Here is a 24,202-nt window from a genome sequence, read left to right as displayed (position 1 = left end):
GGCTCAGGAGACCCAATTGAAGGTCCTGGTGACCGCCTTCTTCCAGTTCGCGAACTGCCGCGCGCGCTCGTCCCCGGGCATCTGCGGCTGCCAGCGCTTGTCCTCGGCCCAGTTGCGCCGGATGTCCTCTTCACCGGACCAGAATCCGACCGCGAGACCGGCGGCATAGGCGGCACCGAGCGCGGTGGTTTCGTTGACCACCGGGCGCACGACGGGAACCCCGAGGATGTCGGCCTGGAACTGCATGAGCAGCTCGTTGAGCACCATGCCGCCGTCCACCTTCAGTGCGGTGAGCTCCACCCCGGAATCCGCGTTCATCGCGTCGATCACCTCGCGGCTCTGGAAGGCGGTCGCCTCGAGCACCGCGCGGGCGATGTGGCCGCGGTTGACGTAACGGGTGAGCCCCACGATGGCGCCGCGCGCATCGGAACGCCAGTAGGGAGCGAACAGGCCGGAGAAAGCGGGCACGAAATAGCAGCCGCCGTTGTCCTCGACCGCGCGCGCCTCGTCCTCGATCTGTGGTGCGGTACCGATCAGCCCGAGGTTGTCGCGCACCCACTGCACCAGTGAACCGGTCACCGCGATGGAGCCTTCGAGGGCGTACACGGTGTCCCGCTCACCGATCTTGTAGCAGACTGTGGTGAGCAAACCGTTGCGGCTCATGACTTTTTCCGTGCCGGTGTTGAGCAGGACGAAGTTTCCCGTGCCGTAGGTGTTCTTGGCCTCACCCGGGGAAAGGCAGGCCTGTCCGAAGGTCGCGGCCTGTTGATCGCCGAGGATGCCCGCGATCGGCACCCCGGCCAGCGTGCCGCGCTCGCGTACCGTGCCGTAGACCTCGGAGGAGGACTTGATCTCGGGAAGCATCGCCAGCGGTACTCCCATGTCCTCGGCGATCTCCGGATCCCAGGACAGCGTGTCCAGATCCATGAGCAGGGTGCGGGAGGCGTTCGTCGGATCGGTGACGTGCACCCCGCCATCCGGCCCGCCGGTCATGTTCCAGATCGTCCAGGTGTCCATGTTCCCGAACAGCAGCTCGCCGTTCTCGGCGCGGGTGCGGGCGCCCTCGACGTTGTCGAGTATCCAGCGGATCTTGGGACCGGAGAAATACGTGGCAAGCGGAAGCCCGGTGCGGTCCCGGTAGCGTTCCTGCCCGCCGCCGAGCGCGCCGAGCTCCTCGGCGATCTTGTCGGTGCGGGTGTCCTGCCACACGATCGCGTTGTAGATCGGTTTCCCGGTGGCCTTCTCCCAGACGAGTGCGGTCTCGCGCTGGTTGGTGATACCGACCGCGGCGAGATCGGACGGGGTGAGATCGCCGTTCGCGAGCGCACCCGCGGTCACCGAACGGGTATTGGCCCAGATCTCCGCCGCATCGTGCTCCACCCAGCCTGCCTGCGGGAAAATCTGGCGGTGCTCCTTCTGGTCCACCGCGACCACTTGTCCGGAGTGGTCGAAGACCATGCACCGCGTGGAGGTCGTGCCCTGGTCGATCGCTGCGATGTAGTCGGCCATGACGGCAAGTGTCCTTTCTAGACGGTCAGGAGACGGCGAGGTAGAGCAGCGCGGCGAGGGCGCCGCCGACCAACGGGCCGAGCACGGGAACCCAGGAATAGCCCCATTGTGGCTTTCCCTTGCCCTTCACCGGCATCAGCCAGGCGTACGCGATGCGCGGGCCGAGATCACGTGCGGGGTTGATGGCGTACCCGGTCGGGCCGCCGAGCGAGGTGCCGATGACCAGCACCACGAACGCCACACCCGCATAGCCGAGCGCGGAGTTGCCGAGCACCGGAACCCCGTCCTTGGCGACGTCGGCGGCGGGGGAGAGCAGCACCCAGGCCACCAGCACGAAGGTGCCGATGATCTCGGTCACCAGGTTCCACGGCTTGTTCGGAATCTGCGGGATCGTGGAGAAAATGCCGAGCGTGTTCTGTGGCTCGTCGTGTTTGTCGAATTGCAGCTTGTAGGTGGCCCAGCACAGCATCGCGCCGATAATTCCGCCCGCCATTTGGCCGATGAAATAGAACGGAACCTGATCCCACGGGGTTTTGCCCGCGATGGCGCTTCCGATGGTGACGGCCGGGTTGAGGTGCGCGCCGGTCTTGTCGGCGAGGCTCGCACCGGCGAACACCGCGAAACCCCAGCCGATGTTGATGAACAGCGGGCCGCCACCACGACCACCGGTATTGCGCAACATATTATTGGCGACCACACCGGTACCGAGCAGAACGAGCACCGCGGTACCGATGAGCTCCCAGACGACGATTTCCCCGTAATTCGGATTCAAGACCACCTCCACGCTGACGGTTCCGCAAAACCTAGTTCGCTCGCGTCCAGAAGTCCACGACCGGGCCGTGCGCGTGCTGAACGGGTGCGTAATCGGACGAGCACGTAGCATGGGCGACGGGAGCACTGTTCGCGAGACCGAGTGGAGGCGGGACGACGTGACAGCACGGTTGGGACCGGCGCAGCGTGAGGAAGCGTGGCGCCGTCTTTCCGAGGAGACCTTCGATGTCGTCGTGATCGGCGGCGGCGTGGTGGGCACCGGTGCCGCGCTGGACGCGGCGACCCGCGGGCTCAAGGTCGCCCTCGTCGAGGCGCGTGACCTGGCCAGCGGCACCTCGAGCCGGTCCTCGAAGCTCTTCCACGGCGGACTGCGTTACCTGGAGCAGCTCGAGTTCGGTCTGGTGCGCGAGGCGCTGCGGGAGCGCGAGCTGATGCTCACCAGGCTCGCCCCGCACCTGGTCAAGCCGGTCAGCTTCCTCTACCCGCTCTCGCACCGCGTCTGGGAACGGCCCTACACCGCCGCCGGTATGGCGATGTACGACACGATGGGCGGAGCCCGCTCGGTGCCCGCGCAGAAGCACTACACGCGCTCGGGCGCGCTGCGTATTTTCCCCGCGCTCAAGCGCAATGCGCTCATCGGCGGGATCCGGTACTACGACGCGCAGGCCGACGATGCCCGGCACAGCCTGACCGTGGCGCGGACCGCGGGCCGGTACGGGGCCGTGGTCCGCACCTCCACCCAGGTGGTGGGCTTCGTCAAGGAGGCCGACCGGGTCGCCGGGGTGAAGGTGCGCGATGTCGAGGACGGCCGGGAGACCGAGGTCCGCGCCGGAGTGGTGATCAACTGCACCGGGGTGTGGACCGACGAGCTGCAGGCGCTCTCCGGCAGCAGGGGCCGGTTCAAGGTGCGCGCCTCCAAGGGCGTGCACATCGTGGTGCCGCGCGATCGCATCGTCGCCGAGACCGGGCTGATCCTGCGCACCGAGAAATCCGTGCTGTTCGTGATCCCCTGGGGCAGCCACTGGATCGTGGGAACCACCGACACGGACTGGAACCTCGACCTCGCCCACCCCGCGGCGACCAAGGCCGATATCGACTACATCCTCGAACACGTGAACACGGTGCTGGCCACCCCGCTCACCCACGCGGACATCGAAGGCGTGTACGCGGGACTGCGCCCGCTGCTCGCCGGGGAGAGCGACAGCACGTCCAAACTGTCCAGGGAGCACGCCGTCGCGCGGGTCACGCCGGGTCTGTTCGCCATCGCCGGCGGCAAGCTCACCACCTACCGGGTGATGGCCGCGGACGCCGTGGACTCCGCGGGTGCCGACCTGTCCGGGCGGTTGCAGGAATCGATCACCGACAAGGTGCCGCTGCTCGGTGCGGACGGCTACCACGCACTGGTCAACCAGGCCGATCAAGTCGGTGAGCAGTACGGGCTGCACCCCTACCGGGTGCGGCACCTGCTCAACCGGTACGGCTCGATGATCCACGAGGTGCTCGGGGTCGCCGAGGGCAATCCCGAACTGCTCAAACCACTCGCGGCCGCGCCCGACTACCTGGGTGCCGAGATCGTGTACGGCGCCGAGTACGAGGGTGCGCTGCACGTGGAGGACATGCTCACCAGGCGCACCCGGATCTCCATCGAGTACGCCCACCGCGGCACCGAGTGCGCGCTGCAGGTCGCCGAACTCATGGGCGGGGTGCTCGGCTGGGACCAGCAGCGGATCAACGCCGAGGTGGAGAACTACACGGCCCGGGTCGAGGCCGAGCGGGTCTCGCAGACCCAGAACGACGACGAGGCCGCGACCGCCAAGCGCGCCGTGGCCCCGGAATCCCGGCCGAAGATCAGCAGCCCCGCAGGCTGAGCGGATGGTTCGCCGGGGTGAGGTGTGCTGCCGAGCCCCGGTGAACCACGCGATGGGCGTACATGAGCAGGCCGATCCCGGAGCGAGGGGCGCCTGAGATTCCGCCATGCAAGCCAACCAGAGACATATTTCAAGCCTCGGTGGCGCGGCGGCATACCTCTTCGTACATGCTGGAAATGTGCTGGTGCATGCGCCGCCCGTCCACGGGGGCGATGGTGGACCAGTCCGCCCCGTTCGAGGGCCGCCTGACCTGCACGTAACGGCCGGCTTCGGTGTCGAAGAAGCTGACCACGTGGTCGGTGCGGATCCGGTGCCCCCAGCGATCGCGGGCCGCGGCGCCGAACTGGCCCTGGCCGATGATGTCGCTGACCATCCGTTGCAGTGAGTCCACGTCCCGCTCGTGCACCCCGGCTGCGGTGAGCGCGCCGGTGAACTGGCCCTTGCTCAGCGCGGTGAGCGCGGCGGCCTCGAAGTCGGCCGAGCGCAGGTTGACCGATTCGCCGGGGCCCGCGGGCAGCTCGGGCATCCCGGCCAGCGCCTCTCGTGGCAGCCCGGTCAGCGAGGCCTCGCGCAGCACGAGGTTGTTGTCGATGAGCGAGGCGTGCACCGCGTAGTCCTCGACGGCGGCGACGAGCACCCGCACGTGCTTGTCCAGCCAGAGCCGGGCGTCGATCTCCGAATCCGGCCGTTCGAGCACCCGCAGCATGCGGGCCAGCCGTGGATCCAGACCGACCGGCCGCCCATAGCCCTTGTTCTCCAGTGAGGTCCACGCGGCCTGCACGAGCCGCTGGCGTTCACCCTCGGTGCCACCGGGGGAGTCGACCCGCAGAACCACCGGCATGTCCTCGAGCCGCAGATGTTCCCACAACACGTCGAACTCGAGCGCCGAGATCATCATCGGTTCAGTCACGTTGACTCCAAGCAGGTCGGCGAACAGTGTCATGTCCGTCCCCTCCGATTCGCGTCCACCGCAGAGTCTGACGCACTCGGTCGCGCCGTGGTTGCGGGATGACCGGAAAAGGTCAGCCCTTGATCTCGCAGAGCACCGCGCCCTGGGTGACCGAATCGCCGCCGGAGATTCCGAGGGAGGTGATCACGCCCGATTTGTGCGCGTTCACCGGGTTCTCCATCTTCATGGCCTCGAGCACCACGAGCAGTTCGCCCGCCTCGACGGTCTGCCCGTCCTCCACGGCGATCTTGACGATGGTGCCCTGCATCGGCGCGGTGACCGCGTCACCGGAGGCCGAGGCCCCACCCTTGCCGCCGGTCCGCTTGCGCGGCTTGGCCTTCGCGCCGCTGTCCGCGCCGCCGCCGACGGAGAAGCCCGCGGGCAGCGAGACCTCGAGGCGGCGCCCGCCGACCTCGACGACCACATTCTGCCGCTCGCCCTGGTCCTCCTCGGCAGGTGCGCCGTCGGTGAACGGCTCGATGGTGTTCTCGAACTCGGTCTCGATCCAGCGGGTGTGCACGTCGAAGGACTGCTCGGCGACGAAGGCCGGATCGCGCACGATCACCCGGTGGAAGGGCAGCACGGTGGCCATGCCCTCGGCGACCATCTCGTCCAGGGCGCGCCGGGAGCGCTCGAGGGCCTGCTGCCGGTCCGACCCGGTGACGATCAGCTTCGCGAGCAGGGAGTCGAACTGCCCGCCGATCACGCTGCCCGAATCGACGCCGGAGTCGGTGCGCACGCCCGGGCCGTCCGGTGCGGCGAACCTGGTCACGGTACCGGGTGCGGGAAGGAAGTTGCGGCCCGCGTCCTCACCGTTGATGCGGAACTCGATCGAGTGGCCGCGCGGAGTGGGATCCTCGGTGAACCGGAGCTTCTCGCCACGGGCGATCCGGAACATCTCCCGGACCAGGTCGATGCCCGAGGTCTCCTCGGTGACCGGGTGCTCGACCTGCAGTCGCGTGTTGACCTCGAGGAACGAGATGGTCCCGTCCAGGCCGACCAGGTATTCCACGGTGCCCGCCCCGGAGTAGCCGGCCTCCTTGCAGATGGCCTTGGCGCTCTCGTGGATCCGGGCCCGCTGGTCCTCGGTGAGGAACGGGGCGGGGGCCTCTTCGACCAGTTTCTGGTGGCGGCGCTGCAGGGAGCAGTCGCGGGTGCCCGCCACGATCACGTTGCCGTGCCGGTCGGCGATGACCTGGGCCTCCACGTGGCGCGGCTTGTCCAGGTAGCGCTCCACGAAGCATTCACCGCGGCCGAAGGCGGCGACCGCCTCGCGGGTGGCCGAGTCGAACAGCTCGGGGATCTCCTCGATGGTGCGGGCGACCTTGAGCCCGCGGCCGCCGCCACCGAAGGCGGCCTTGATCGCGACCGGCAGCCCGTGCTCCTCGGCGAACTCGACGATCTCGTTCGCGTCCTTGGCCGGCTCCTTGGTGCCGGGCACCAGCGGGGCACCGGCGCGCGTGGCGATGTGCCGCGCGGTGACCTTGTCGCCGAGGTCGCGGATCGCCTGCGGGGAGGGGCCGATCCAGTTCAGGCCCGCGTCGATGACCGCCTGCGCGAAGTCGGCGTTCTCGGAGAGGAAGCCGTAGCCGGGGTGCACCGCGTCCGCGCCGGCGCGGCTCGCCACGTCGACCAGCTTCTCGATGACCAGGTACGAATCGGCCGCGGTCGCCCCGCCGAGCGCGAAGGCCTCGTCGGCGAGCCGCACGAACGGTGCGTCCCGGTCGGGGTCGGCGTACACGGCGACCGAGCCGATTCCGGCGTCTTTGCAGGCGCGGATCACCCGGACGGCGATCTCGCCGCGGTTGGCGATGAGCACCTTGGACACGCTCGTGCTTAGCTGATCGGACAGATCCGGCACGCCTTTACCTCCGTTCGGTGGGGCAGCTCGCTCGTGGGCTTTGCCAGTGCACAATGAGTCTAGGCGAGTGTTCGGGCACGCTGAGCGAGAGCCACCTCACGTATACGAGTATGAGCGAGGAGCAGGGTCAGTGAGCGAGCTTGCGAGCGAACCCGGAAGCACAGCAGCGTCACGGGCGATGACGACGATCGGTGGCGAGGAGTCGTCGTGAGTGAACCACCCCGAGCCCGTGCTTCCCTCTCCGTGCCGATCATCGCGGTACTCGCCGTGCTGGTCACCCTGGCAGCCCTGTTCGGTGCCTGGCAACTGCGGCTTCCCACTCAGCAGGATGCCGCCTCCGCGGACTCCCCGGGTTCCGGGCGCAACGACAGGTGTGTTCGCACCGACTGCCCGGTGCTGGTCTCGGCGGACAGTGTGGCCGGGGCCGTGCGGCTGCACGCGACCGCCGACGGCGAGCAGGGCGCGCTCGAGGTGCCCGGGGCGGAGAGTGCGCTGCGGATTACGGTGACCGATGTGGGCGCCCGGCTGGCGAAGGACTCGCTGTCCTGTGTGCCGGGAGACGGCACGGTCGGGGCGACCTGCCTGGTCGCCGGGGACTCGCCGCAGGGCCGGGTCGGCGAGGTGTTCGTATACAAACAGGCCAGCTGGGACCGGGTGGACCGGCCCTACGTGGCCTCGAGCGGGATCCTCCGGCTGCGGGCGATCGACGGGCGGAACGCGGTGGTCGCTGTGCAGCGCGGGTGCCGTTCCGAGGATTGCCAGAGCAGCAGGGTGTATGCGCAGGTGTTCGCGGTCGGCGGGCGTGATCTGGGCTGCACGGAGACCTACGGCTCCAAGTACTCGCTGCCGAGCTGGCCGGACGTGGCCCCGCGCGGTTATCAGCTGCACCCCTGCACCGACAACTGAGTCGCCCCCGGTACAGGGGACCACTCAGCGGTGGTTCAGGCGCTGATCTCTTGCTTGCCGTCCCGCGGCTGCGGAGACGGTGCCTGCCCGGGATTCTCCTCGATCAGGCCCTCGCCCCTGGCCACCAGTACCGGAACGGTGATCTGGCCGGCCACGTTCGTCGCTGTGCGCATCATGTCCATGATCGGGTCGACGCCGATCACGATCGCGAGCCCGGTGGCGACCACTGCGGGCGGCAGATCGGCGGCACCGAGGGTCAGGGTCAGCATGGTGAACCAGCCGGTGGTGCCCGCGGTGGCCAGCGCGCCGAAGATGGCCACCACGGCGATGATGACGTACTGCCACACGGCCAGCTGCACGCCGAGGATGTTGGCAATGAAGATCGTCGCGATGGCCGGGTACACGGCCGCGCAGCCGTCCATCTTGGTGGTGCTGCCGAGCGGCACGGCGAACCCGGCATAGCCCTGCTCGACGCCGAGGTCGACCGCGGCCTGGCGGGCCAGCGGGAGCGAGGCCGAGGATGATCGGGAAACGAACGCGAACTGCAGCGTGGTCCAGGTCTGCGCGAAGAACCGCCGCGGGCTGATCTTGCCGACGAATTTCAGCAGGATCGGGTACACCACGAACAGCACGATCGCGCAGCCCAGATAAACCGCGACGATCAGCGAGAGCAGCGGCTGCAGGAATTTGTTCCCGTAGGTGGCGAACGCGTTCCCGATGAGACCGAGCACGCCGATCGGGGCGAGCAGAATGATCCAGCGCAGGATTTTCTGGATGATGTCGAAAACGGCCTGGTTCAGATTGATGAACGGGGCCGCCTTCTCCTTGAGGGCGAAGCAGGCGATTCCCACGACGAGGGCGAGGAACACGACCTGGAGAATGTTTCCCTCGCTGAACGCGGAGAAGAAATTGTCCGGCACGATTCCGGAGAGCAGCGCGGTCCAGGAACCGTGTTCCTTTCCGGCGACCTTGCTCGTGCTCGCCGCGTCCGGGGCGATGTGCACACCCGCGCCCGGGTGCCCGATCAGCCCGATCGCGAGCCCGATCACCACCGCGATCAGTGAGGTGATCGCGAACCACATGACCGTCTTGCCGCCGAGCCGGGCTGCGACCCGCGCCCCGCCGAGTTTCTGCAGGCTGGTGATCCCGACGACGATCGCGGTGAACACCAGCGGCACCACGGTGAACTGCAGCAGGCTGGTGAAAATGGTGCCGATCGTGTCGAGCGTGTCGGTCAGCCAGCTCGCCTCGGTCACCTTGGCGACGAAACCGAGCACGGCGCCGAGCACGAGCGCGGAAACGACGATCGTGCCGAACACCTTCGGCTTCGTGTAATTGCGCAGGACGGTCATGGTCCTGATTCTTCCGGCTCACCCGGTACGGGGACCACGCCGTCTACATTCTGGACGTCGGGGAATAACCGGAACGCGGGACTCGTTAACCCCAGAATCGCGTGACGCTGACACCGAGTTCGCCGAGCAGGCGCCGGGTCAACGGGAGACTGATACCGATCACGCTCGAGGGCACCCCGTCCACGGATTCGATGAACCAGCCGCCGTATCCGTCCAGGGTGAATCCCCCGGCAACATGCAATGGTTCACCGGTTGCGATATAAGCGTCGCGCTCCGCGTCGGTCGGTTTTCCGAAACGCACCGTCGTCGATTCCGTACCGGCCGCGACCGAATTGTCGGCGAGCCGGATCACGCAATGCCCGGTGAGCAATCGGCCCTCGGTGCCCGCGAGCTCGGTCCAGCGGGCCGCGGCGATCTCGGGCTCATGCGGTTTGCCCTGCAGCTGTCCGCCCGCGTGCAGCATGGAATCGCAGCCGACCACGACCCCGTCGGTGAGCTCCGCGCGTACCGAGTCCGCGACCGCGGCCGCCTTCGCCCTGGCCAGCTCCGCGACCACCTCGGCGGGACCGGCCTCGCCGAGTCGTGCGGTGATGGCGTCCTCGTCCACCCCGGATACTCGCACGATCGGATCGATACCGGCGGCACGCAGGACACCGAGCCGCCCCGGCGAGGCGGAGGCGAGAATGAAACGCATGCGGTGACTCTAACGAGCGCGGTACCCGTCGATTCGGCACGCCCTTGCCGCAGAGCCATGGACACGACGCGTTCCCAGCTCTGGGACGATCTTGTCGAGGACCTGCGCGACCCGGAGCTCCTCCGTACCTACATCGTGGAAAGCGTCCGGATCGAGACCGTCGAAATCCGACCATCGGCCCCCTGGCCGATGGTTGCGGCCGCGCTGGGAATGTGGGTCACGCTGGCGCCGGAGGCGGCAAAGGTGACGAAGCTATTGCGGACAGGGCAGTCGAGCAGCCCGAACACCTGGCGCAGGCCATCCTCGACAGGCACGGGTAGGCCGCCGGATGAACGGCGATTACCCGAAGGATCGAGGGGTGCGTTTCCGGTACTCGTCCCCAAGGCGGCACCGTCTGTATCTTCACTCTGACCGTGCCGGGGCACATCCTGCGAAGGAATTCTCGTTCGGATCGCCCTCGGGATGGCGGCCGGAGTACACGATCTCGTGCGGGTCTCAGTAGCGGTGCAGCTGGTTCCACAGTTGCGGCCAGGGCGCGCGCTGTCCGGTGCACAGCCACACCCGGACCCCCTGATTGATGTTGCTCGCCGGGGCCGCGAGCCGGGTCACCCCGACCTCGCGCACTCCGGTGAAGAACCGGGACAGGTACTGCCGGGTGGCCTCTTTGCCGACGTAGAGCACGGGGCCGGGCCTGGCCGGGCTGCCGTAGTACCAGTAGCCGCGCTCGACGCCGTGGATCCGGGGCAGCCGATCGTGCGCGTAGATCTCGAGCGCGGCGGTCTGCCAGTAGGTCTCGGCGAGTACCGAGGTCCGCGCGCGTTGCTCGGATGGCAGCTGCCGGTAGGCGGTGGCCGTGGTCGCGGCGACCTCGGGCCAGCCGATGGTGCCGCTCACCGAGAACTGCAGGCCGGTGCTCCAGGCGAGCGGCAGCACCGGGATCGTGAGCGGGATGGTGATCAGCGCGGAGAGCGCGGCGACCGGCCAGGTCGGCACCCACCGCCACCACGCGGCCGGGCGCACCCGTTCCACCCGGGCGGCGGAGGCGGCGAACACCAGGCCATACACCCCGGCCACGTAGTAGTACCGGGAGGACATCACGGTGAACAGCACCACGAGCAGCACCACGGCGAGCCCGAGGAACCGGTAGTCGGCGTACCGGCGGTCGCGCAGCAGCTGCCAGGTTCCGTGACAGGCGAGGAACGCGCCGAGCAGCACCCCGGCGAACACGATCGCCATCACCGGGATCGAGAGCCGGCCGCCGAACAGCGCGTCGTTCGCCGATTGCGCCGCCTGCGCCATGGCGAAGTACGGCCAGCCGTTGCGCACCTGCCAGATGATCGTGGGCACGGTGGCGGCGAGGGTGATCAGCGCGCCGGATAGCAGCCCCGTCCTGCGCACCAGATCGCGCGGGCCGAGGATGAGCGCGCCGATCGCGACGGTGATCCAGAAGAACACGATCAGCCACTTGCCCTGCATGGCGACCGCGGTGACCAGTCCGGCGCCGAACAGCAGCCATTCGTTGCGCACCCGTACCCAGCGCACGAGCAGCAGGCAGATCAGGGTCCACAGGAAGGGATCCACCGTGGACGAGGCGAGGATGTGCCCGGAGGCGAGCAGTTGCAGCGAAATCGCGTACGCGGTCCCGGCGAGCAACTGGGCCCGCTTCCCGCCACCGAACTCGCGGGCCAGCAGCGCGGTGCACAGGATGCCCCCGACGTGCAGCAGCGCGGCGAGTACGTGCCCGGCCAGCGGTGAACCGGGAGTGATCGCGTCCATGGCGCGGGCGAGCAGCGGGAGCAGCCACGGATTGTCCGCGTAGCCCCAGGAGAGGTGATAGCGCCAGGAGGCGAGGAAGTACAGCTCGTCGCCGAAGTACCCGAAGCGCCAGCTGACCGCGAGCAGCAACAGACCCGCCGCCCCGGCGAGCAACAGCACGGGGCGGCGGGCGAAGGCGGGTGGTGCGGACTCCACCCGCGGAAGATTAGGCGACGTCCGCGTGCTCGACACGTGGGGGAGCCGCAGCGGGGGAGACGGGCTGGCGTGCCCCGAAGAACAGGCACAGCACCGCGCCGAGCGCGAGCGCGCCGATCGGCAGCCACAGCGAGCTGGTCGCGGCTTCGGTGAACGCCGTGCCGAACACCTGGCCGCCGATCCCGCCCGCGGGGCCGCCGCCACCGGCCCCGGCATCCGCGCCCGCCTGGGCCGCCTTGTCCATCCCGGCGATGAACCCGGCGCGTTCGCCCGCGGGGAGGGCACCGGCCGCCTGCGTCGCGGTGCTGTGCATCGAGGCGACCAGCCGGGCCTGCAGCAGGACCCCGACCGACGCCGTGCCGAGTACGGTGCCCACCTGGCGGAAGGCGTTGAACACCCCGGAGCCCGAACCGATCTGATGCGGCGGGACCGTGCTGATCGACAGGTTGGTCAGCGGGGTGAACACGCAGCCGAGCCCGACACCGAGCACCACGATCCCCGGGATCAGCGCCCATGGCGAGCTCTGCGGGGCGGCGATGAGTGCCACGATCGCGTAACCGGCGGCCATCGCGGCGAACCCGAAGGCGCCGATGTACTTCGCCGCAGGCCCGTCGGTGCGCTTGCCGATGAACGGGGCGATGATCCCGGACATGAGTGCCGAGGGGGCGAGCATCAGCCCGGCCTGCAAGGGAGTCAGCCCGAGCACCGCCTGCAGGTAGATCACCAGCGGCAGCATGGCGCCCGCGAGGCAGATGCCGAGCATGATCTGGGCGAGATTGCCGATCGCGAAATTACGGGACCGGAAAAGACCGAGCGGGACGAGTGGTTCGCGTTTGTTGAAGTGCTGCCAGATCGCGAACGCGATCAGCAGTACGACACCGGCCGCGATGATCTCGGTGATCGTGATTCCGGCGAAAACGGTTCCCCATTCGTACTGCTGGCCGTTCTGGATACCGAAAATGAGAAAGAACAGCCCCACTCCGGAAAGCGCGATACCGGTCAGGTCGAAGGAATGCTTGGTTCCCGGGCGCCACGGCGGGACGAGCGCGAGCGTCATGAGTACGCACACGATGCCGATCGGCAGGTTCACGAAGAAGATCCATTCCCAGCCGAGCGAGCCGACCAGCAGCCCGCCGAGCAGCGGGCCCGCGATGTTGCCGAGCCCGGCGACCGCGCCCCACACGCCCATCGCCGCGCCGCGTTTTCCCGCAGGGAACAGATGAGTGATGAACGACAGGGTCTGTGGGGTGATCAGCGCGGCGCCGATGCCCTGCGCGGCCCGCGCGGCGATCAGCATCTCCGGATTCCCGGACAGTCCGCACCACGCCGAGGCGAGGGTGAACACGACGATCCCGGCGAGGAAGATCCGCCTGCGCCCGTACCGGTCACCGAGGCGCCCGGAGGCGAGCAGCGGCACCGCCCAGCCGAGCACGTAGGCGCTGGTCACCCAGGTCACCTCGTTGAGGCTGGCGTTGATCTCGCGCATCAGGTCGGGGATCGCGACCATCACGATCGAGGTGTCGATCATGATCATGAAGAAGCCGAGACACAGTGCCGCGAGCGCGGGCCACGGACTTCTCTCGCTCTCAGTTCTCATTGCTTTTTCCCAGTTTGTTCTCCGGCCAGGTCAGCCGTTCGGTTTCGAGGTCGTCGAGCAGGTTTCTCGTCCATTCGCGCTCGGCCCGCCACATGTGGATGCGGTATTCGTGATCGAGCAGGAACATTCGATGTGTTTTTCCCTCAGTGGTGTATCGGTCCACCACGGACATACTCGCCAATTTGTTGTCCAGGTACATCAGGCGCATGTTCAGTGCGGCGCGGACCGCTTCCGGTTCCAGATCCGCGATCACGTCGATGGCCAGGGCGAACTGCGGGTATTCCTCGGCGGGTACGGCGAGCATGTCCAGGGTGCTCGAGGCGAACAGGTCCCTGCCCTTTCCGGTGACCGCGTATACGGTGCGCTCCGGGCGGTTGCCATCCCTGCTCGTCTCGACGATCTCCAGCACGCCGTCCCCGGTGAGCCGTTCCACGGTGCGGTACAACGCGCCCGCGGAGATCTTGACCCGGAGCTCGGCGCCGCGTTCGCGCAGCAGGCGCCGCATCTCGTAGGGGTGCATGGGGCGCTCGTGCAGCAGTTCGAGCACGGCGATCGCCATGGGGGTCAACTTCGTGGACATATGCACGGTCCCAGATGGTTCGTCAGGATTATTCCATCTGGAATATACGCTAGTTTCCGAGCGAAGCTCAACCGGGATGTGTCAGGGCTCGCCCCGGACCCCGTCCAGCTGCTCGCGCAGGATGTCCGCGTGCCCCGCGTGCCGCGCGGTCTCCTCGATCATGTGCAGGTAGATCCAGCGCAACGAGACCCGGCTGCCGAACCGCTCGTCGGGGAACACCGCATCCAGCGAGTGCCGCACGGCGTTCTCCTTGGACCGCAGGCACTCCGTCCGGTAGGCCTCCAGCAGCCCGGGCATAGTCTCGTCCCGGGGCATCCGGAACCCCGCATCGGGATGGTCCTCCTGGGGCCACGGCCAGGGCCAGCGCTCGCGGGGGACGCACGCGGTGTGCAGGCTGAACCACACCCGCTCCACCCAGGTGAGGTGTTTGACGAGGCCGCCGAGGGTGGTCGCGCTCGGCACCAGCGCACGGCGGGCTTGCTCCTCGGAGACCCCGGAGACCCGGGCGACGAGCTCGAGGCGCTGCTCATCGAGAAACGCCTCGAGACCGGTCCGTTCGTCCGGGGCGGTGTCGTCCAGCGCGGGGCCGATCACCGGGGCATGCCAGAGGCGCGCCAGGCACCCGGACCCGGATGCAGCGGCTTGCGCAGCAATGCGGCGCGATCGGCCCAGCGGGAGCGGCGCTGCTTCGCCTCGCCCGCGGGGTTCGATGCCCCGGCGGCGGCGAGCACCGTGGTCAGGGCGGCGAGCTCGGCGTCGTCCGGGGTGCCCCGGACGACGCGCAGCATCGGCTTCTCGGGCGTGGGGTTTTCCTCGCTCACAGTTCCTCCGTCACAGCGGGATGTTGCCGTGCTTCTTCGGCGGAAGGGACTCGCGCTTCTCGCGCAGCAGGCGGAGCGAACGGGCCACGTAGGAACGCGTGTAGGAGGGCGGGATCACCGAGTCCACATAGCCGCGCTCGGCCGCGATGTACGGGTTGAGCAGGGTGTCCTCGTACTCCTCGACCAGTTCCGCGCGCAGCTGTTCGATGTCCTCGCCGTTGTCCGCGGCAGTGGCGAGCCGCTTGCGGTGCACGATGTTCGCCGCGCCCTGTGCGCCCATGACCGCGATCTGCGCGGTGGGCCAGGCCAGGTTGATGTCCGCGCCGAGGTGCTTGGAGCCCATCACGTCGTAGGCCCCGCCGAAGGCCTTCCGGGTGATCACCGTGACCAGCGGGACGGTGGCCTCGGCGTAGGCGTAGATGAGCTTGGCGCCCCGGCGGATGATGCCGTCCCATTCCTGGTCGGTGCCGGGCAGGAAGCCGGGCACGTCCACGAAGGTCAGCACCGGAATGTTGAACGAGTCGCAGGTGCGCACGAACCGGGCGGCCTTCTCCGAGGCGTCGATGTCCAGGCAGCCGGCGTACTGGGTGGGCTGGTTGGCGACCACACCGACCGCGTGCCCCTCGACCCGACCGAAGCCGACCACCACGTTCGGCGCGAACAGCTCGTGCACCTCGAGGAACTCGTCCTCGTCGAGCACCCGCCGGATGACCTCGTGCATGTCGTAGGGCTGGTTCGCCGAGTCCGGGATGAGCGTGTCGAGCTCGGTGTCCTCTTCGGTGAGCGTCTCGGCGACCGGACCGGTCTGCAGGTCCTCGGACTCGAAGACCGGCGGATCGTCCAGGTTGTTCGAGGGCAGGAAGGACAGCAGTTCCTTGACGTAGTTGATCGCGTCGTCGTCGTCCGAGGCCAGGTAGTGCGCGTTGCCGGACTTGGTGTTGTGCGTGCGGGCGCCGCCCAGCTCCTCGAAGCTGACCTCCTCGCCGGTGACGGTCTTGACCACGTCCGGGCCGGTGATGAACATGTGTGAGGTCTTGTCCACCATGACCACGAAATCGGTGAGGGCGGGGGAGTAGACGTGCCCACCCGCGTTGGCCCCCATGATCAGGGAGATCTGCGGGATCACCCCGGAGGCGTGCGTGTTGCGGCGGAAGATCTCCCCGTAGAGGCCGAGCGAGACCACGCCCTCCTGGATGCGGGCGCCGCCGCCCTCGTTGATGCCGATGATCGGGCTGCCGGTCTTGATCGCCAGGTCCATGATCTTGACGATCTTCTCGCCGTACACCTCGCCGAGCGCGCCGCCGAACACGGCCACGTCCTGGGAGAACACGCACACCGCGCGCCCGTCGACGGTGCCGGTCCCGGTGACCACGCCGTCCCCGTACGGGCGGTTGCGCTCCAGGCCGAAGTTCGTGGAGCGGTGCCTGGCGAGTTCGTCGATCTCCACGAAGGAGCCCGGATCGAGCAGTTCCTCGATACGCTCCCGCGCGGTCTTCTTGCCCTTCGCGTGCTGGCGTTCGATGGCGCGGTCGGAACCGGCGTGTACCGCCTCGTTGTCGCGGCGGTACAGCTCGGCGAGCTTGCCCGCGGTGGTGTGGATATCGGGCTCGTCGTCCGGCACGGGGCCGATCGGCTCGGTAGCGCTGCTCATGCCCGCATTACTCCTTGTCAGGCGTCCGGGTTTTCGTGCTGGCGGGCATGAGAAACGATGATTCGCCTCAGCTGCTCGCTCATGACCAGCCACTCTAACTAGCGCTCGGGCCAGGTCGAGTGCCGCATTCGTCACACCGGAGCCCGTCGATGATCACTTCGAGCCCGCGTTTGCCGAACTGCTCGGCCGCCTTCGCCGCTCCGACGAGCAGGGCGAGGACATCGGTGCCGTCGATATCCGGGCGCAGCGCTCCGGCTCGCTGTGCCCGTACCACCAGCTCGTCCATGGCCTGCCGGAACTGTTCCTTCGCCGGCCTGCTCTCCCCGTCGACCTCGATCCCGGCATCCGCGAGCGCCTCGGTGAGCGCCTTCTTGCGCTGCGCGCTGTCCAGGAAGCGACGGCAGAACGCGAAGAATTCCGCGCCCGGATCCGCCGCGCGGGTGAGGGACTCCACCTCCTCGGTGAACTTGCGCAGATGCTCGGCGAACACCGCGCGCAGCAACTCTTCCTTGGTGGGGAAGTGGCGGAACACGGTGCCGATGCCGACCCCGGCCGCTCTGGCGATCGCTTCGGTCGAGGCGCCCGCCCCGTGCTCGGCGAACACCTCCTCGGCGACTTCGAGCAGCCGCTGCCGGTTTCTTCGCGCGTCCGCGCGCATGCTGACACCTCCATTGACAAACGGAGTAAACACTCCGTATCGTCTTCAACCGGAGTTGGTACTCCGATAATACCGTTACCGAACTCACGGAGACCTTATGTCCAACACACCGAACGCCGGTCAGGTACTGAGGAACTGCGTCGAACTGCTGGAGCAGGGGCAGTTCACCGAAGCGATCGAGCGCTACTACGCGGACGACGTGGTCGTCGAGCACGCCTTCGGCATCGCCGACCCGTCCAGATGGGAGGGCAAGCGGGCGCTGCTCGAGCACCTCGCGAACGCCGGCCCGAGCACCGCGCGGGAATTCCACGTGCGCAACGTGGTCCTGTACGAGGGGGCCGACCCGGAGGTGGCGATCGTGGAATGGGACACCGAGGGTGTCTCCGCTGTGGGCAAGCCGTTCAAGGCCGCGAACCTGCTCGTGGCGCGGGTGCGTGGGGGCAGGATCGTGCACTCCCGCGACTATCACGACCACCTGCGGCTCGCCGCGGCCAACGACGCGCTGCCCGGGCTCGTGGAAGCACTCTCATGACCCCGCGCGAGGTGATCGAGCGGTTGATCGACGGAATCTGTCGCGGTGATCTCGCCGAGCTGCCCGGCCTCTATGCCGAGGACGCGGTGGTCGAGCACGTTTTCGGGGTGACCGAACCGTTCCGCTGGGAGGGGGCCGCACAGGTTCGCGAGCACTTCGGCTCCGCGGGCACGAGCGGGCTCCGGATGACCGCGCACGATCTGGTCGTGCACGAGACCACCGATCCCGAGGTGGTCGTCGCGGAATGGGTGTACGAGGGCACCACGGGCGCGGGCAACGAATTCCGTGCGGCGAACCTCATCGTGGCGCGGGTGCGCGCGGGCAAGATCGTGTCCTCGCGGGACTATCACGACCACGCGCGCATGGCGGCGGCGATGGGGCGGCTGCCGGAGCTCACCGGGGCACTGGGCGGATAGTGTCTGATGCATGCTGACTGATCGCCTCGTCCCGCCGTATTCCGCACTGACCGTGGTGGAGCGCACCGGCTCCACCAATGCCGATCTGAGTGCGGCGGCAGCGGAAGGAGCGGGTGATCGGACGGTGCTGATCGCCAGGGCGCAGACCGCCGGGCGTGGGCGGCGGGACCGGTCCTGGGTCTCGCCGGGCGGCGGGCTCTACTGCAGCGTGCTGCTGCGTCCCGCCGGGGTGCCGAGGGATCGGCTGGGCACGCTCACCGTGGTCGCCGGGATCGCGCTCGTGCGTGCCTGCGCGGACCTCGGCGTGACCGCGCACCTGAAGTGGCCCAACGATCTGCTGCACGGTGAGGCGAAACTGTGCGGGGTGCTGGCCGAAGCCTCGGGCGATGCGGTCGTGCTCGGCATGGGGCTCAACATCACCGCGCTGCCCCCGGACATCCCCAGTGGAGCGGGCGGGTTGCGGCACACCTCGCTCGAGGACGCGGGTGCGGACAGCACCGACCATGAGGAGGTCACCGTCCGGCTGCTCACCGAGCTCGACACGGTGGAACGAGCCTGGCGTGCGGCGGGTGGCGACCTCGCGGCGTGCGGACTCCTCGAGGAATACCGGCGGTGCTGTCACACCATCGGCAAGCGGGTGCGCGTCGAGCGGGCGAGCGACACCATCGAGGCGACCGCGGTCGATGTGGATGCCATCGGCCAGCTGGTGCTCGACGATGGGCGCGCCGTTTCCGCCGGGGATGTGGTGCACCTCCGCTGGCGCTGAGCGGAGAATCGTCGGGGTTGGCTTGCGTGGCGGATCCGGTGGCGATGCGGGCTGCGTGGGTGGTAGAAGCGGCTCCGCCGCAGAAGAAAAGCGGACTAATTTAGCGTGGCTAGTTTGCGGCCCGCTTTGAGGTAGTGCTTCCCGGCGCCGAGCCGTTCGGTGCGCAGGCTCTCGAGCGGCTCCCGGATGTCGTCGGCGGAGAGCGTCACCTGGTGCTGTTCCCCGCCGTCGGCCTCGGCGACCAGGCGCAGCCCGTTCTGCTGGGCGAGCCGACGCACCTCGCCGTTGCTCTTGGCGAAGCCCAGTTCGCGCAGCGCCTCGGCCACCGTGACCCCGAGGTCGGCGACCGCGGGCAGCTCACCGGCCCCGGCGAAGCTCTGCTTGGAGAACCGGGCGACGAACTCCTTCCGTGCGGTCATCGCCGCCTCCACCCCGTGGATGGCCGCGGTGACCTCACCGGCGAGGACCTTCTTGAGGTCCATCGGGTGCAGGGCGCCCGCGGTGAGCCGTTCCTCGACCAGCGCGAGCTCGCTGTCCTGCCATTCGGACAGCGCCCGGAAGTAGGGCGCCACGAGCCGGTCCGGGATGGACATGAGTTTGCCGAATACCTCACCGGCGGGCGCGGTCAGCGGTACGTAGTTGCCCTTGGACTTGGACATCTTCGCCCCGGTGCCGTCGGTGCCCTCGATCAGCGAGGTCGCCGCGACGACTTCCGGTGCCTGCCCGCAGATCTCCATCACCTTGCGGCCCATCTGCATGTTCAGGAACTGGTCGATTCCACCGAGCTCCACATCGGCATGGATCTCCACCGAGTCCAGCGCCATCACCACGGAGTACAGCAGTTCGGAAACGGACAGCCCGTGTCCGGCGTCGAGCCGGGTGCGGAAGTCCTCGCGTTGCAGGGACATGGACACCGGGATCTGTGAGGTGATCTCGATGATCCTGGGCAGGGTGATCCGGCGCAGCCAATCCCCGTTGCGGCGCAGTTTCGCGCGTTCGAAATCGAAGAACGGGCCGACCTGCTCGCGGTAGGTGGCCAGGTTGCGTTCGATGTCCGCCTCGGTCAGCGTCGGTCGCTCGTCGGAGCGGCCGGACGGGTCGCCGATGGTGGCAGTCATGTCGCCGACGATCAGCACGGCGTCATGGCCCATTCGCTCGAACCGGCCGAGCATGATCATCGGCACCGCGTGGCCCAGATGTACCTCCGCCCCGGTGGGATCGATACCCAGCTTTGCCACGAACGGGCGAGCTTCCTTGGCTGCCTTGGCGATCCGCTCGGTCAGCGCCTGGGTGGAGGGGTGCAGTTGCTGGGTCCGGGCGCCGATCAGCTCGGCCTGCTCGGCGGGGGAAAGATCGGAGAGGTCGATGCCGCGCCGATAGGTCGTCTCGGCCAGCAGCTCGCGCACACTCGCCTCGGCGGCGAGGTCGGCATCGCGCAGCAGCGCGCGGGCGCGATCGACGGACTGACTCAGTCGGCTCATGCTCGAAACACTCCAAAAAAGTGGGTATGCATTCCATTTTAGCGAGCCTCGGTACCCTGGTCGCCGTGGCGTATCCGGAGAACCTGCTCACCACCGGCGAGCAGATCGTGCTGCACAAGCACCCGCACTGGAAGATGCTGGTCGTCCCGGTGCTGGTGTTCCTCGTCGTGGTCGGGGCATTCAGCTACCTCGCGGCGCTTGCGGCGGGCCTTTCCTGGCATCAGTACGCCTGGATCGGGCTGGCCGTTGTCGGGGTGGTGCTGATCCTGTGGTTCACCGTCGGCCCGCTGTTCCGCTGGCGCACCACGCACTTCATCGTCACCACCGACCGCGTGATGTCGCGCTGGGGGGTGATCAAGCGGACCGGCCTCGACATTCCGCTGAGCCGGATCAACTCGGTGCAGTTCCGGCACGGCATCATCGACCGGTTGTTCCGCTGCGGCACCCTGGTCATCGAGTCCGCCTCCGAGGAACCGCTCGAATTCGACGATATTCCCGAGGTCGAGCGGGTGCACATGGTGCTGTACCGGGAAATCAACGACAATCCCGAGGACGATTTCGCCCGCGAGGAATACCGGGAAGGCGACTGGCGATGAGCGTACTCGAGCTCGGCCTGCCGATGACGGTGGCCGATGGGGAACTGCCGGAACGGGTGACGATCTGGGAGGTCGGCCCGCGCGACGGCCTGCAGAACGAGAAGAACATCGTCGATCTCGCGGTGAAACTCGAATTCCTGGACCGGCTCGCGACGGCGGGACTGACCGTGATCGAGGCGACGAGCATGGTCTCGCCGAAATGGGTTCCCCAGCTCGCCGATGCCGAGGAATTGCTCGCCCGCCTGGAACAGCGCGCCGGGGTGCGCTATCCGGTGCTCGTGCCGAACGAGCGCGGACTGGCCAGGGCGCTCGAATCCGGGGTGACCGACATCGCGGTGTTCGCCAGCGCCACCGAGACCTTCGCCGCGCGGAACCTGAACAACACCGTGGATGGTCAGTTCGCGATGTTCGAGCCCGTTGTGCGGCAAGCACTTCAGGCCGGGATGCGGGTGCGCGGATACGTTTCGATGTGCTGGGGCGACCCGTGGGAGGGTGCGGTGGATCCGGCCGCGGTCGGCACGGTCGGGCGGCGGCTGCTGGATATGGGCTGCGCGCAGGTCTCGCTCGGTGACACCATCGGCGTGGCCACTCCTGGTCATGTCGCCGCCGTGCTCGCCGAGTTCCCCAGCCTGGCGAACATCGCCGTGCACTTCCACGACACCTACGGTCAGGCGCTGTCGAACACCCTCGCCGCGCTGCGCCTCGGAGTGGCGTGCGTGGACTCTTCGGCGGGTGGGCTCGGTGGCTGCCCCTACGCGAAATCGGCGACCGGCAATCTCGCCACCGAGGATCTGGTGTGGATGCTCGACGGGCTGGGCATCGAACACGGGGTGGAGCTCGGTGTTCTCGCGCAGACGAGTGCCTGGCTCGCCGGTGAGCTCGGCAGGCAGAGCCCATCCCGGGTGGTCCGTGCGCTCACCGGCTGAACCCGCAGCGACCGAACCCGAACTCGTTGTCGCACAGGGATTTCCCGCGCTGGTCTGGCGGTTCGCCGAACCCGTGCGGCTGATCTCCTCCGGTCCCTACGGCGGCGGGCTCGGGGAACGCGCCTGGGTGCTGAACGCCTCGGTGCGCGCCTACTACGACGGTGATCCGGTCGGATATCTGCGCACACTTGCCGGGGAACTCGGCTGTGCGGGCCATGGCACCGCGTTGATGACCGCGGTCGACGTCACCGGGGCGGTCACCGTGACCGACGGGCCGGTGCGGGTCACCGTGACCACCGGGGTCGGTCAGCCCACCTATGCCGCGGAATTCGGCGGCACCGCGGTCACCGGGGAACGGGTCGGCACGATCAACATTCTCGGTTCGCTCGGTGTGCGAGTCTCGGATGCGGGCATGATCAATGCCGTGGCCACCGCGACCGAGGCGAAGACCCAGGCACTGGCCGATGCGGGGGTCCCGGGCACCGGAACCTGCACCGACGCGGTCGCGCTATGGTGCGGCCGGGAAGGCCCGGAACAGGTCTATGGCGGCCCGCGCTCGGCGATCGGCGCCCCGCTGGCGCGTGCGGTCTACCGCGCGATCCGCGCAGGACTGGAAACGACGTAGGGACGAGGGGACTTGGCACAGGATCCGCACACCACGCCGTTGCGCTTGCCGAAGTACGCGCGCAGTCCCGCGCGTGAGCCGGAAACCGGCCCGCTGCCGCTCCGGGATCCGCGCACCGACCGGACGAAAGCGGTCTCCTCGGGGAAACCCCCGCATTCCACGGCCGGTTCGGTCGCACTGTTCCGCAGCCATCTGTTCCCGATCGGGCACATGCCCCGCCCGTGTGCGGGGCCCGGCCGCCAGCTTCCGGTTCCCGAGACCCCGACGACATGGGAAGGAGCCCCCGTGAAGGCCGAATCGCTTTCCGGCTGCCTCACCACCCTCGGTATCCCCGCCGAACTGGTGAGCATCGGGGCCGAACGGGACGAGGCGTGGTGTCTCGTCACCGACGAGTCCGGGCACTGGGATGTGTTCTGGCGGGAACAGGGCAGCCGCTACGACTGGAGCAGCTTCGAGGAGGAAGCCGTGGCCTGCCACTACCTGTTCGGGCGGCTGGCCTGGGCACAGGTGACGCGTGGTGCGGTCGGCCTCGTCGACGCCGAGGACACCGGGCGCCACCGGGTCGACGTCACCGGTATCGAGGCTGCCGGTGTCGATGCGGCTAGTGCAGCGGACGAAGACTAGCGGCGATCTTGTCCATGGTGGCGCCGTCCACGGTCTTGCCCGCCTGATCGGCCTCGACGATCAGCACCCTGGTCTTGCCCGCCACGCTGACGGCGACCGAGATCGCGTGCACCTTCTTCGCCGCGCAGGGACCGCTCTGCTGATCGGCGGGGAGATCCACGCTCGCCGAGGAACTCGAGGCGGCCGAGCCATCGGCGATCCGGCGTTCGGTCACCGGGTCCGGCTCGACCTTGGTGATGGTGCCCTTCTTGTCCATCGCCGCACCCTGTAGCCAGAGCGCGACCCCGCCCCGGGCCCCGACGTCCGGTTTCGCCTCGCCCGCGGAGAGGATGGCGACCTGGGCACGGTGACTGTCCTTGGCCGTGCAGTCCCCGGCGAACTGTGCCGCCCCGGACCCGGCCACGTAGGGCTTGTAGCCGAACGGTCCCTTCGGGTCCGGCCGCTCGTAGCCGATGACCGTGCCGGGGCTCTCCACCGTCCAGCCCGGCGGGACGTCGTAGGCGAGCCCCTTCTTGGTCGAGGCGACCACCTGCCAACCGGGTACCACCGGCGCCACGTTCGCGGGCGCGTGGGAGGACGAGGACGGCGGGGATGTGGCCGAGGAACTCGGCGCCGGGAGTGCCCGCTGCCGTTCCCCCTCGCCGGTCGATCCGCGCATCAGGAAGACCACGCCCACCGCGATCGCGGCGGCCACGACCACCGCGACGACCGAGACGAGCACGCCGGGGCGGATCCCGCGCCGCGGTGGCGCGAAGCCCGGCTGCGGCTGCGGGAATCCGGGCTGGGGATATCCGGACTGGGGAAATCCGGACTGGGGGTAGGGCTGCTGCTGACACGGCTGCTGCGGGTAGGGCTGTTGCAAATACGGCTGCGGTGTACCGGCTTGTTCCGGGTACCCCCTCGGTTCTCCGGTGATCGGATCCGAGTATGCGCCCCCGTAGCCGCCCTGCTGCTGATTTCCCTGCTGGTCACCCCACGTCATGATCGCAGCATAGGGTGCCGGCGCCGGGCGCCTGCGGGAACCCGGCGATTCGGTCGATTCCGGCCC

The 24,202-nt window shown here is 68.4% G+C and carries 25 protein-coding genes; 9 read left to right on the top strand and 16 right to left on the bottom strand.

Going from position 1 to position 24,202, the window contains the following annotated elements; genetic code table 11:
* Window positions 1-3 precede the first annotated feature (3 nt).
* A complete protein-coding gene (gene glpK, locus A37U_RS0120275) occupies window positions 4-1,509 on the bottom strand; it encodes a glycerol kinase GlpK (RefSeq protein ID WP_020498501.1) in 1,506 nt (501 codons plus the stop codon).
* A 25-nt stretch (window positions 1,510-1,534) separates the two neighbouring features.
* Window positions 1,535-2,281 carry an MIP/aquaporin family protein gene (locus A37U_RS0120270; RefSeq protein ID WP_040588254.1) on the bottom strand — a complete coding sequence of 249 codons (747 nt, stop codon included), beginning with the start codon at window positions 2,279-2,281 and terminating at the stop codon, window positions 1,535-1,537.
* Window positions 2,282-2,390: 109 nt separating this feature from the next.
* Here A37U_RS0120270 and A37U_RS0120265 point away from each other — a divergent pair, with 109 nt between their 5' ends.
* Entirely contained in the window at window positions 2,391-4,148 is a 1,758-nt protein-coding gene (locus tag A37U_RS0120265; protein ID WP_020498499.1) for a glycerol-3-phosphate dehydrogenase/oxidase, read from the top strand.
* Between the two features lie 130 nt (window positions 4,149-4,278).
* Here A37U_RS0120265 and A37U_RS0120260 read toward each other — a convergent pair whose 3' ends face one another.
* The gene (locus tag A37U_RS0120260) at window positions 4,279-5,058 is read right to left on the bottom strand and encodes an ESX secretion-associated protein EspG (RefSeq protein WP_240437618.1); all 780 of its coding nucleotides are present in this window, start codon (window positions 5,056-5,058) and stop codon (window positions 4,279-4,281) included.
* Between the two features lie 112 nt (window positions 5,059-5,170).
* Window positions 5,171-6,958 (bottom strand): acetyl/propionyl/methylcrotonyl-CoA carboxylase subunit alpha, encoded by a 1,788-nt coding sequence (locus A37U_RS0120255; RefSeq protein WP_020498497.1) that lies wholly within the window; start codon window positions 6,956-6,958, stop codon window positions 5,171-5,173.
* A gap of 207 nt (window positions 6,959-7,165) precedes the next feature.
* Here A37U_RS0120255 and A37U_RS0120250 point away from each other — a divergent pair, with 207 nt between their 5' ends.
* Window positions 7,166-7,864, top strand: coding sequence for a hypothetical protein (locus tag A37U_RS0120250; RefSeq protein ID WP_157182903.1), 699 nt, complete (start codon window positions 7,166-7,168; stop codon window positions 7,862-7,864).
* A gap of 35 nt (window positions 7,865-7,899) precedes the next feature.
* Here the strand turns inward: A37U_RS0120250 and A37U_RS0120245 are convergent, their stop codons facing one another.
* The 10 genes from A37U_RS0120245 to A37U_RS44400 form a co-directional block, all read right to left on the bottom strand.
* Window positions 7,900-9,216 (bottom strand): dicarboxylate/amino acid:cation symporter, encoded by a 1,317-nt coding sequence (locus tag A37U_RS0120245; RefSeq protein WP_020498495.1) that lies wholly within the window; start codon window positions 9,214-9,216, stop codon window positions 7,900-7,902.
* 85 nt (window positions 9,217-9,301) lie between these two features.
* Window positions 9,302-9,910, bottom strand: coding sequence for a Maf family protein (locus A37U_RS0120240; RefSeq protein WP_020498494.1), 609 nt, complete (start codon window positions 9,908-9,910; stop codon window positions 9,302-9,304).
* 128 nt (window positions 9,911-10,038) lie between these two features.
* Window positions 10,039-10,224, bottom strand: coding sequence for a hypothetical protein (locus A37U_RS51670; protein ID WP_026197411.1), 186 nt, complete (start codon window positions 10,222-10,224; stop codon window positions 10,039-10,041).
* A 181-nt stretch (window positions 10,225-10,405) separates the two neighbouring features.
* Entirely contained in the window at window positions 10,406-11,881 is a 1,476-nt protein-coding gene (locus A37U_RS0120230; RefSeq protein WP_020498492.1) for an ArnT family glycosyltransferase, read from the bottom strand.
* A 10-nt stretch (window positions 11,882-11,891) separates the two neighbouring features.
* On the bottom strand, window positions 11,892-13,478 hold the full coding sequence (locus A37U_RS44405; protein WP_083933654.1) for a DHA2 family efflux MFS transporter permease subunit: 1,587 nt from the start codon (window positions 13,476-13,478) through the stop codon (window positions 11,892-11,894).
* Window positions 13,468-14,058, bottom strand: a complete 591-nt coding sequence (locus A37U_RS0120220) for a PadR family transcriptional regulator (protein WP_026197409.1) — start codon at window positions 14,056-14,058, stop codon at window positions 13,468-13,470. Before A37U_RS0120220 ends, A37U_RS44405 begins: the two co-directional genes overlap by 11 nt.
* An 81-nt stretch (window positions 14,059-14,139) precedes the next feature.
* Window positions 14,140-14,652, bottom strand: a complete 513-nt coding sequence (locus tag A37U_RS0120215) for a DinB family protein (RefSeq protein WP_020498489.1) — start codon at window positions 14,650-14,652, stop codon at window positions 14,140-14,142.
* A complete protein-coding gene (locus tag A37U_RS0120210; protein ID WP_020498488.1) occupies window positions 14,649-14,879 on the bottom strand; it encodes an acyl-CoA carboxylase subunit epsilon in 231 nt (76 codons plus the stop codon). The genes A37U_RS0120215 and A37U_RS0120210 overlap by 4 nt, the downstream gene beginning before the upstream one ends.
* Window positions 14,880-14,889: 10 nt before the next feature.
* Window positions 14,890-16,530 carry an acyl-CoA carboxylase subunit beta gene (locus A37U_RS0120205; RefSeq protein ID WP_020498487.1) on the bottom strand — a complete coding sequence of 547 codons (1,641 nt, stop codon included), beginning with the start codon at window positions 16,528-16,530 and terminating at the stop codon, window positions 14,890-14,892.
* A 94-nt stretch (window positions 16,531-16,624) separates the two neighbouring features.
* On the bottom strand, window positions 16,625-17,188 hold the full coding sequence (locus A37U_RS44400) for a TetR/AcrR family transcriptional regulator (RefSeq protein WP_020498486.1): 564 nt from the start codon (window positions 17,186-17,188) through the stop codon (window positions 16,625-16,627).
* Between the two features lie 97 nt (window positions 17,189-17,285).
* Here A37U_RS44400 and A37U_RS48420 point away from each other — a divergent pair, with 97 nt between their 5' ends.
* The 3 genes from A37U_RS48420 to A37U_RS0120190 are packed head-to-tail and all read left to right on the top strand — an operon-like array spanning window position 17,286 to window position 18,902.
* The gene (locus A37U_RS48420; RefSeq protein WP_020498485.1) at window positions 17,286-17,720 is read left to right on the top strand and encodes a nuclear transport factor 2 family protein; all 435 of its coding nucleotides are present in this window, start codon (window positions 17,286-17,288) and stop codon (window positions 17,718-17,720) included.
* Window positions 17,717-18,136 (top strand): nuclear transport factor 2 family protein, encoded by a 420-nt coding sequence (locus tag A37U_RS48415; protein ID WP_020498484.1) that lies wholly within the window; start codon window positions 17,717-17,719, stop codon window positions 18,134-18,136. The genes A37U_RS48420 and A37U_RS48415 overlap by 4 nt, the downstream gene beginning before the upstream one ends.
* A 10-nt stretch (window positions 18,137-18,146) precedes the next feature.
* The gene (locus tag A37U_RS0120190; RefSeq protein ID WP_020498483.1) at window positions 18,147-18,902 is read left to right on the top strand and encodes a biotin--[acetyl-CoA-carboxylase] ligase; all 756 of its coding nucleotides are present in this window, start codon (window positions 18,147-18,149) and stop codon (window positions 18,900-18,902) included.
* Between the two features lie 95 nt (window positions 18,903-18,997).
* On the opposite strand, the gene tyrS is transcribed toward A37U_RS0120190, so the two are convergent.
* The gene (gene tyrS / locus A37U_RS0120185) at window positions 18,998-20,383 is read right to left on the bottom strand and encodes a tyrosine--tRNA ligase (protein ID WP_020498482.1); all 1,386 of its coding nucleotides are present in this window, start codon (window positions 20,381-20,383) and stop codon (window positions 18,998-19,000) included.
* A gap of 26 nt (window positions 20,384-20,409) precedes the next feature.
* Here tyrS and A37U_RS0120180 point away from each other — a divergent pair, with 26 nt between their 5' ends.
* The 4 genes from A37U_RS0120180 to A37U_RS49820 all read left to right on the top strand — a co-directional run bounded on the left by A37U_RS0120180 (window position 20,410) and on the right by A37U_RS49820 (window position 23,154).
* Window positions 20,410-20,979 carry a PH domain-containing protein gene (locus A37U_RS0120180; RefSeq protein WP_020498481.1) on the top strand — a complete coding sequence of 190 codons (570 nt, stop codon included), beginning with the start codon at window positions 20,410-20,412 and terminating at the stop codon, window positions 20,977-20,979.
* Window positions 20,976-21,905: a hydroxymethylglutaryl-CoA lyase gene (locus A37U_RS0120175; RefSeq protein ID WP_020498480.1), complete on the top strand. Its 930-nt coding sequence runs from the start codon at window positions 20,976-20,978 to the stop codon at window positions 21,903-21,905. The genes A37U_RS0120180 and A37U_RS0120175 overlap by 4 nt, the downstream gene beginning before the upstream one ends.
* Window positions 21,889-22,530, top strand: coding sequence for an adenosylcobinamide amidohydrolase (locus A37U_RS0120170; protein ID WP_020498479.1), 642 nt, complete (start codon window positions 21,889-21,891; stop codon window positions 22,528-22,530). The genes A37U_RS0120175 and A37U_RS0120170 overlap by 17 nt, the downstream gene beginning before the upstream one ends.
* A 285-nt stretch (window positions 22,531-22,815) precedes the next feature.
* Window positions 22,816-23,154, top strand: a complete 339-nt coding sequence (locus A37U_RS49820) for a hypothetical protein (RefSeq protein ID WP_240437630.1) — start codon at window positions 22,816-22,818, stop codon at window positions 23,152-23,154.
* On the opposite strand, the gene A37U_RS48410 is transcribed toward A37U_RS49820, so the two are convergent.
* Window positions 23,132-24,136 carry a DUF8017 domain-containing protein gene (locus tag A37U_RS48410; RefSeq protein WP_157182902.1) on the bottom strand — a complete coding sequence of 335 codons (1,005 nt, stop codon included), beginning with the start codon at window positions 24,134-24,136 and terminating at the stop codon, window positions 23,132-23,134. The genes A37U_RS49820 and A37U_RS48410 overlap by 23 nt on opposite strands.
* Window positions 24,137-24,202 lie beyond the last annotated feature (66 nt).

The sequence above is a fragment of the Sciscionella marina DSM 45152 genome, from assembly GCF_000379465.1.
Taxonomy (GTDB): Bacteria; Actinomycetota; Actinomycetes; order Mycobacteriales; family Pseudonocardiaceae; genus Sciscionella; species Sciscionella marina.
The sequence above is the reverse complement of the archived record's forward strand: the minus strand, read 5'-3'. Positions and strand labels throughout refer to the sequence as shown.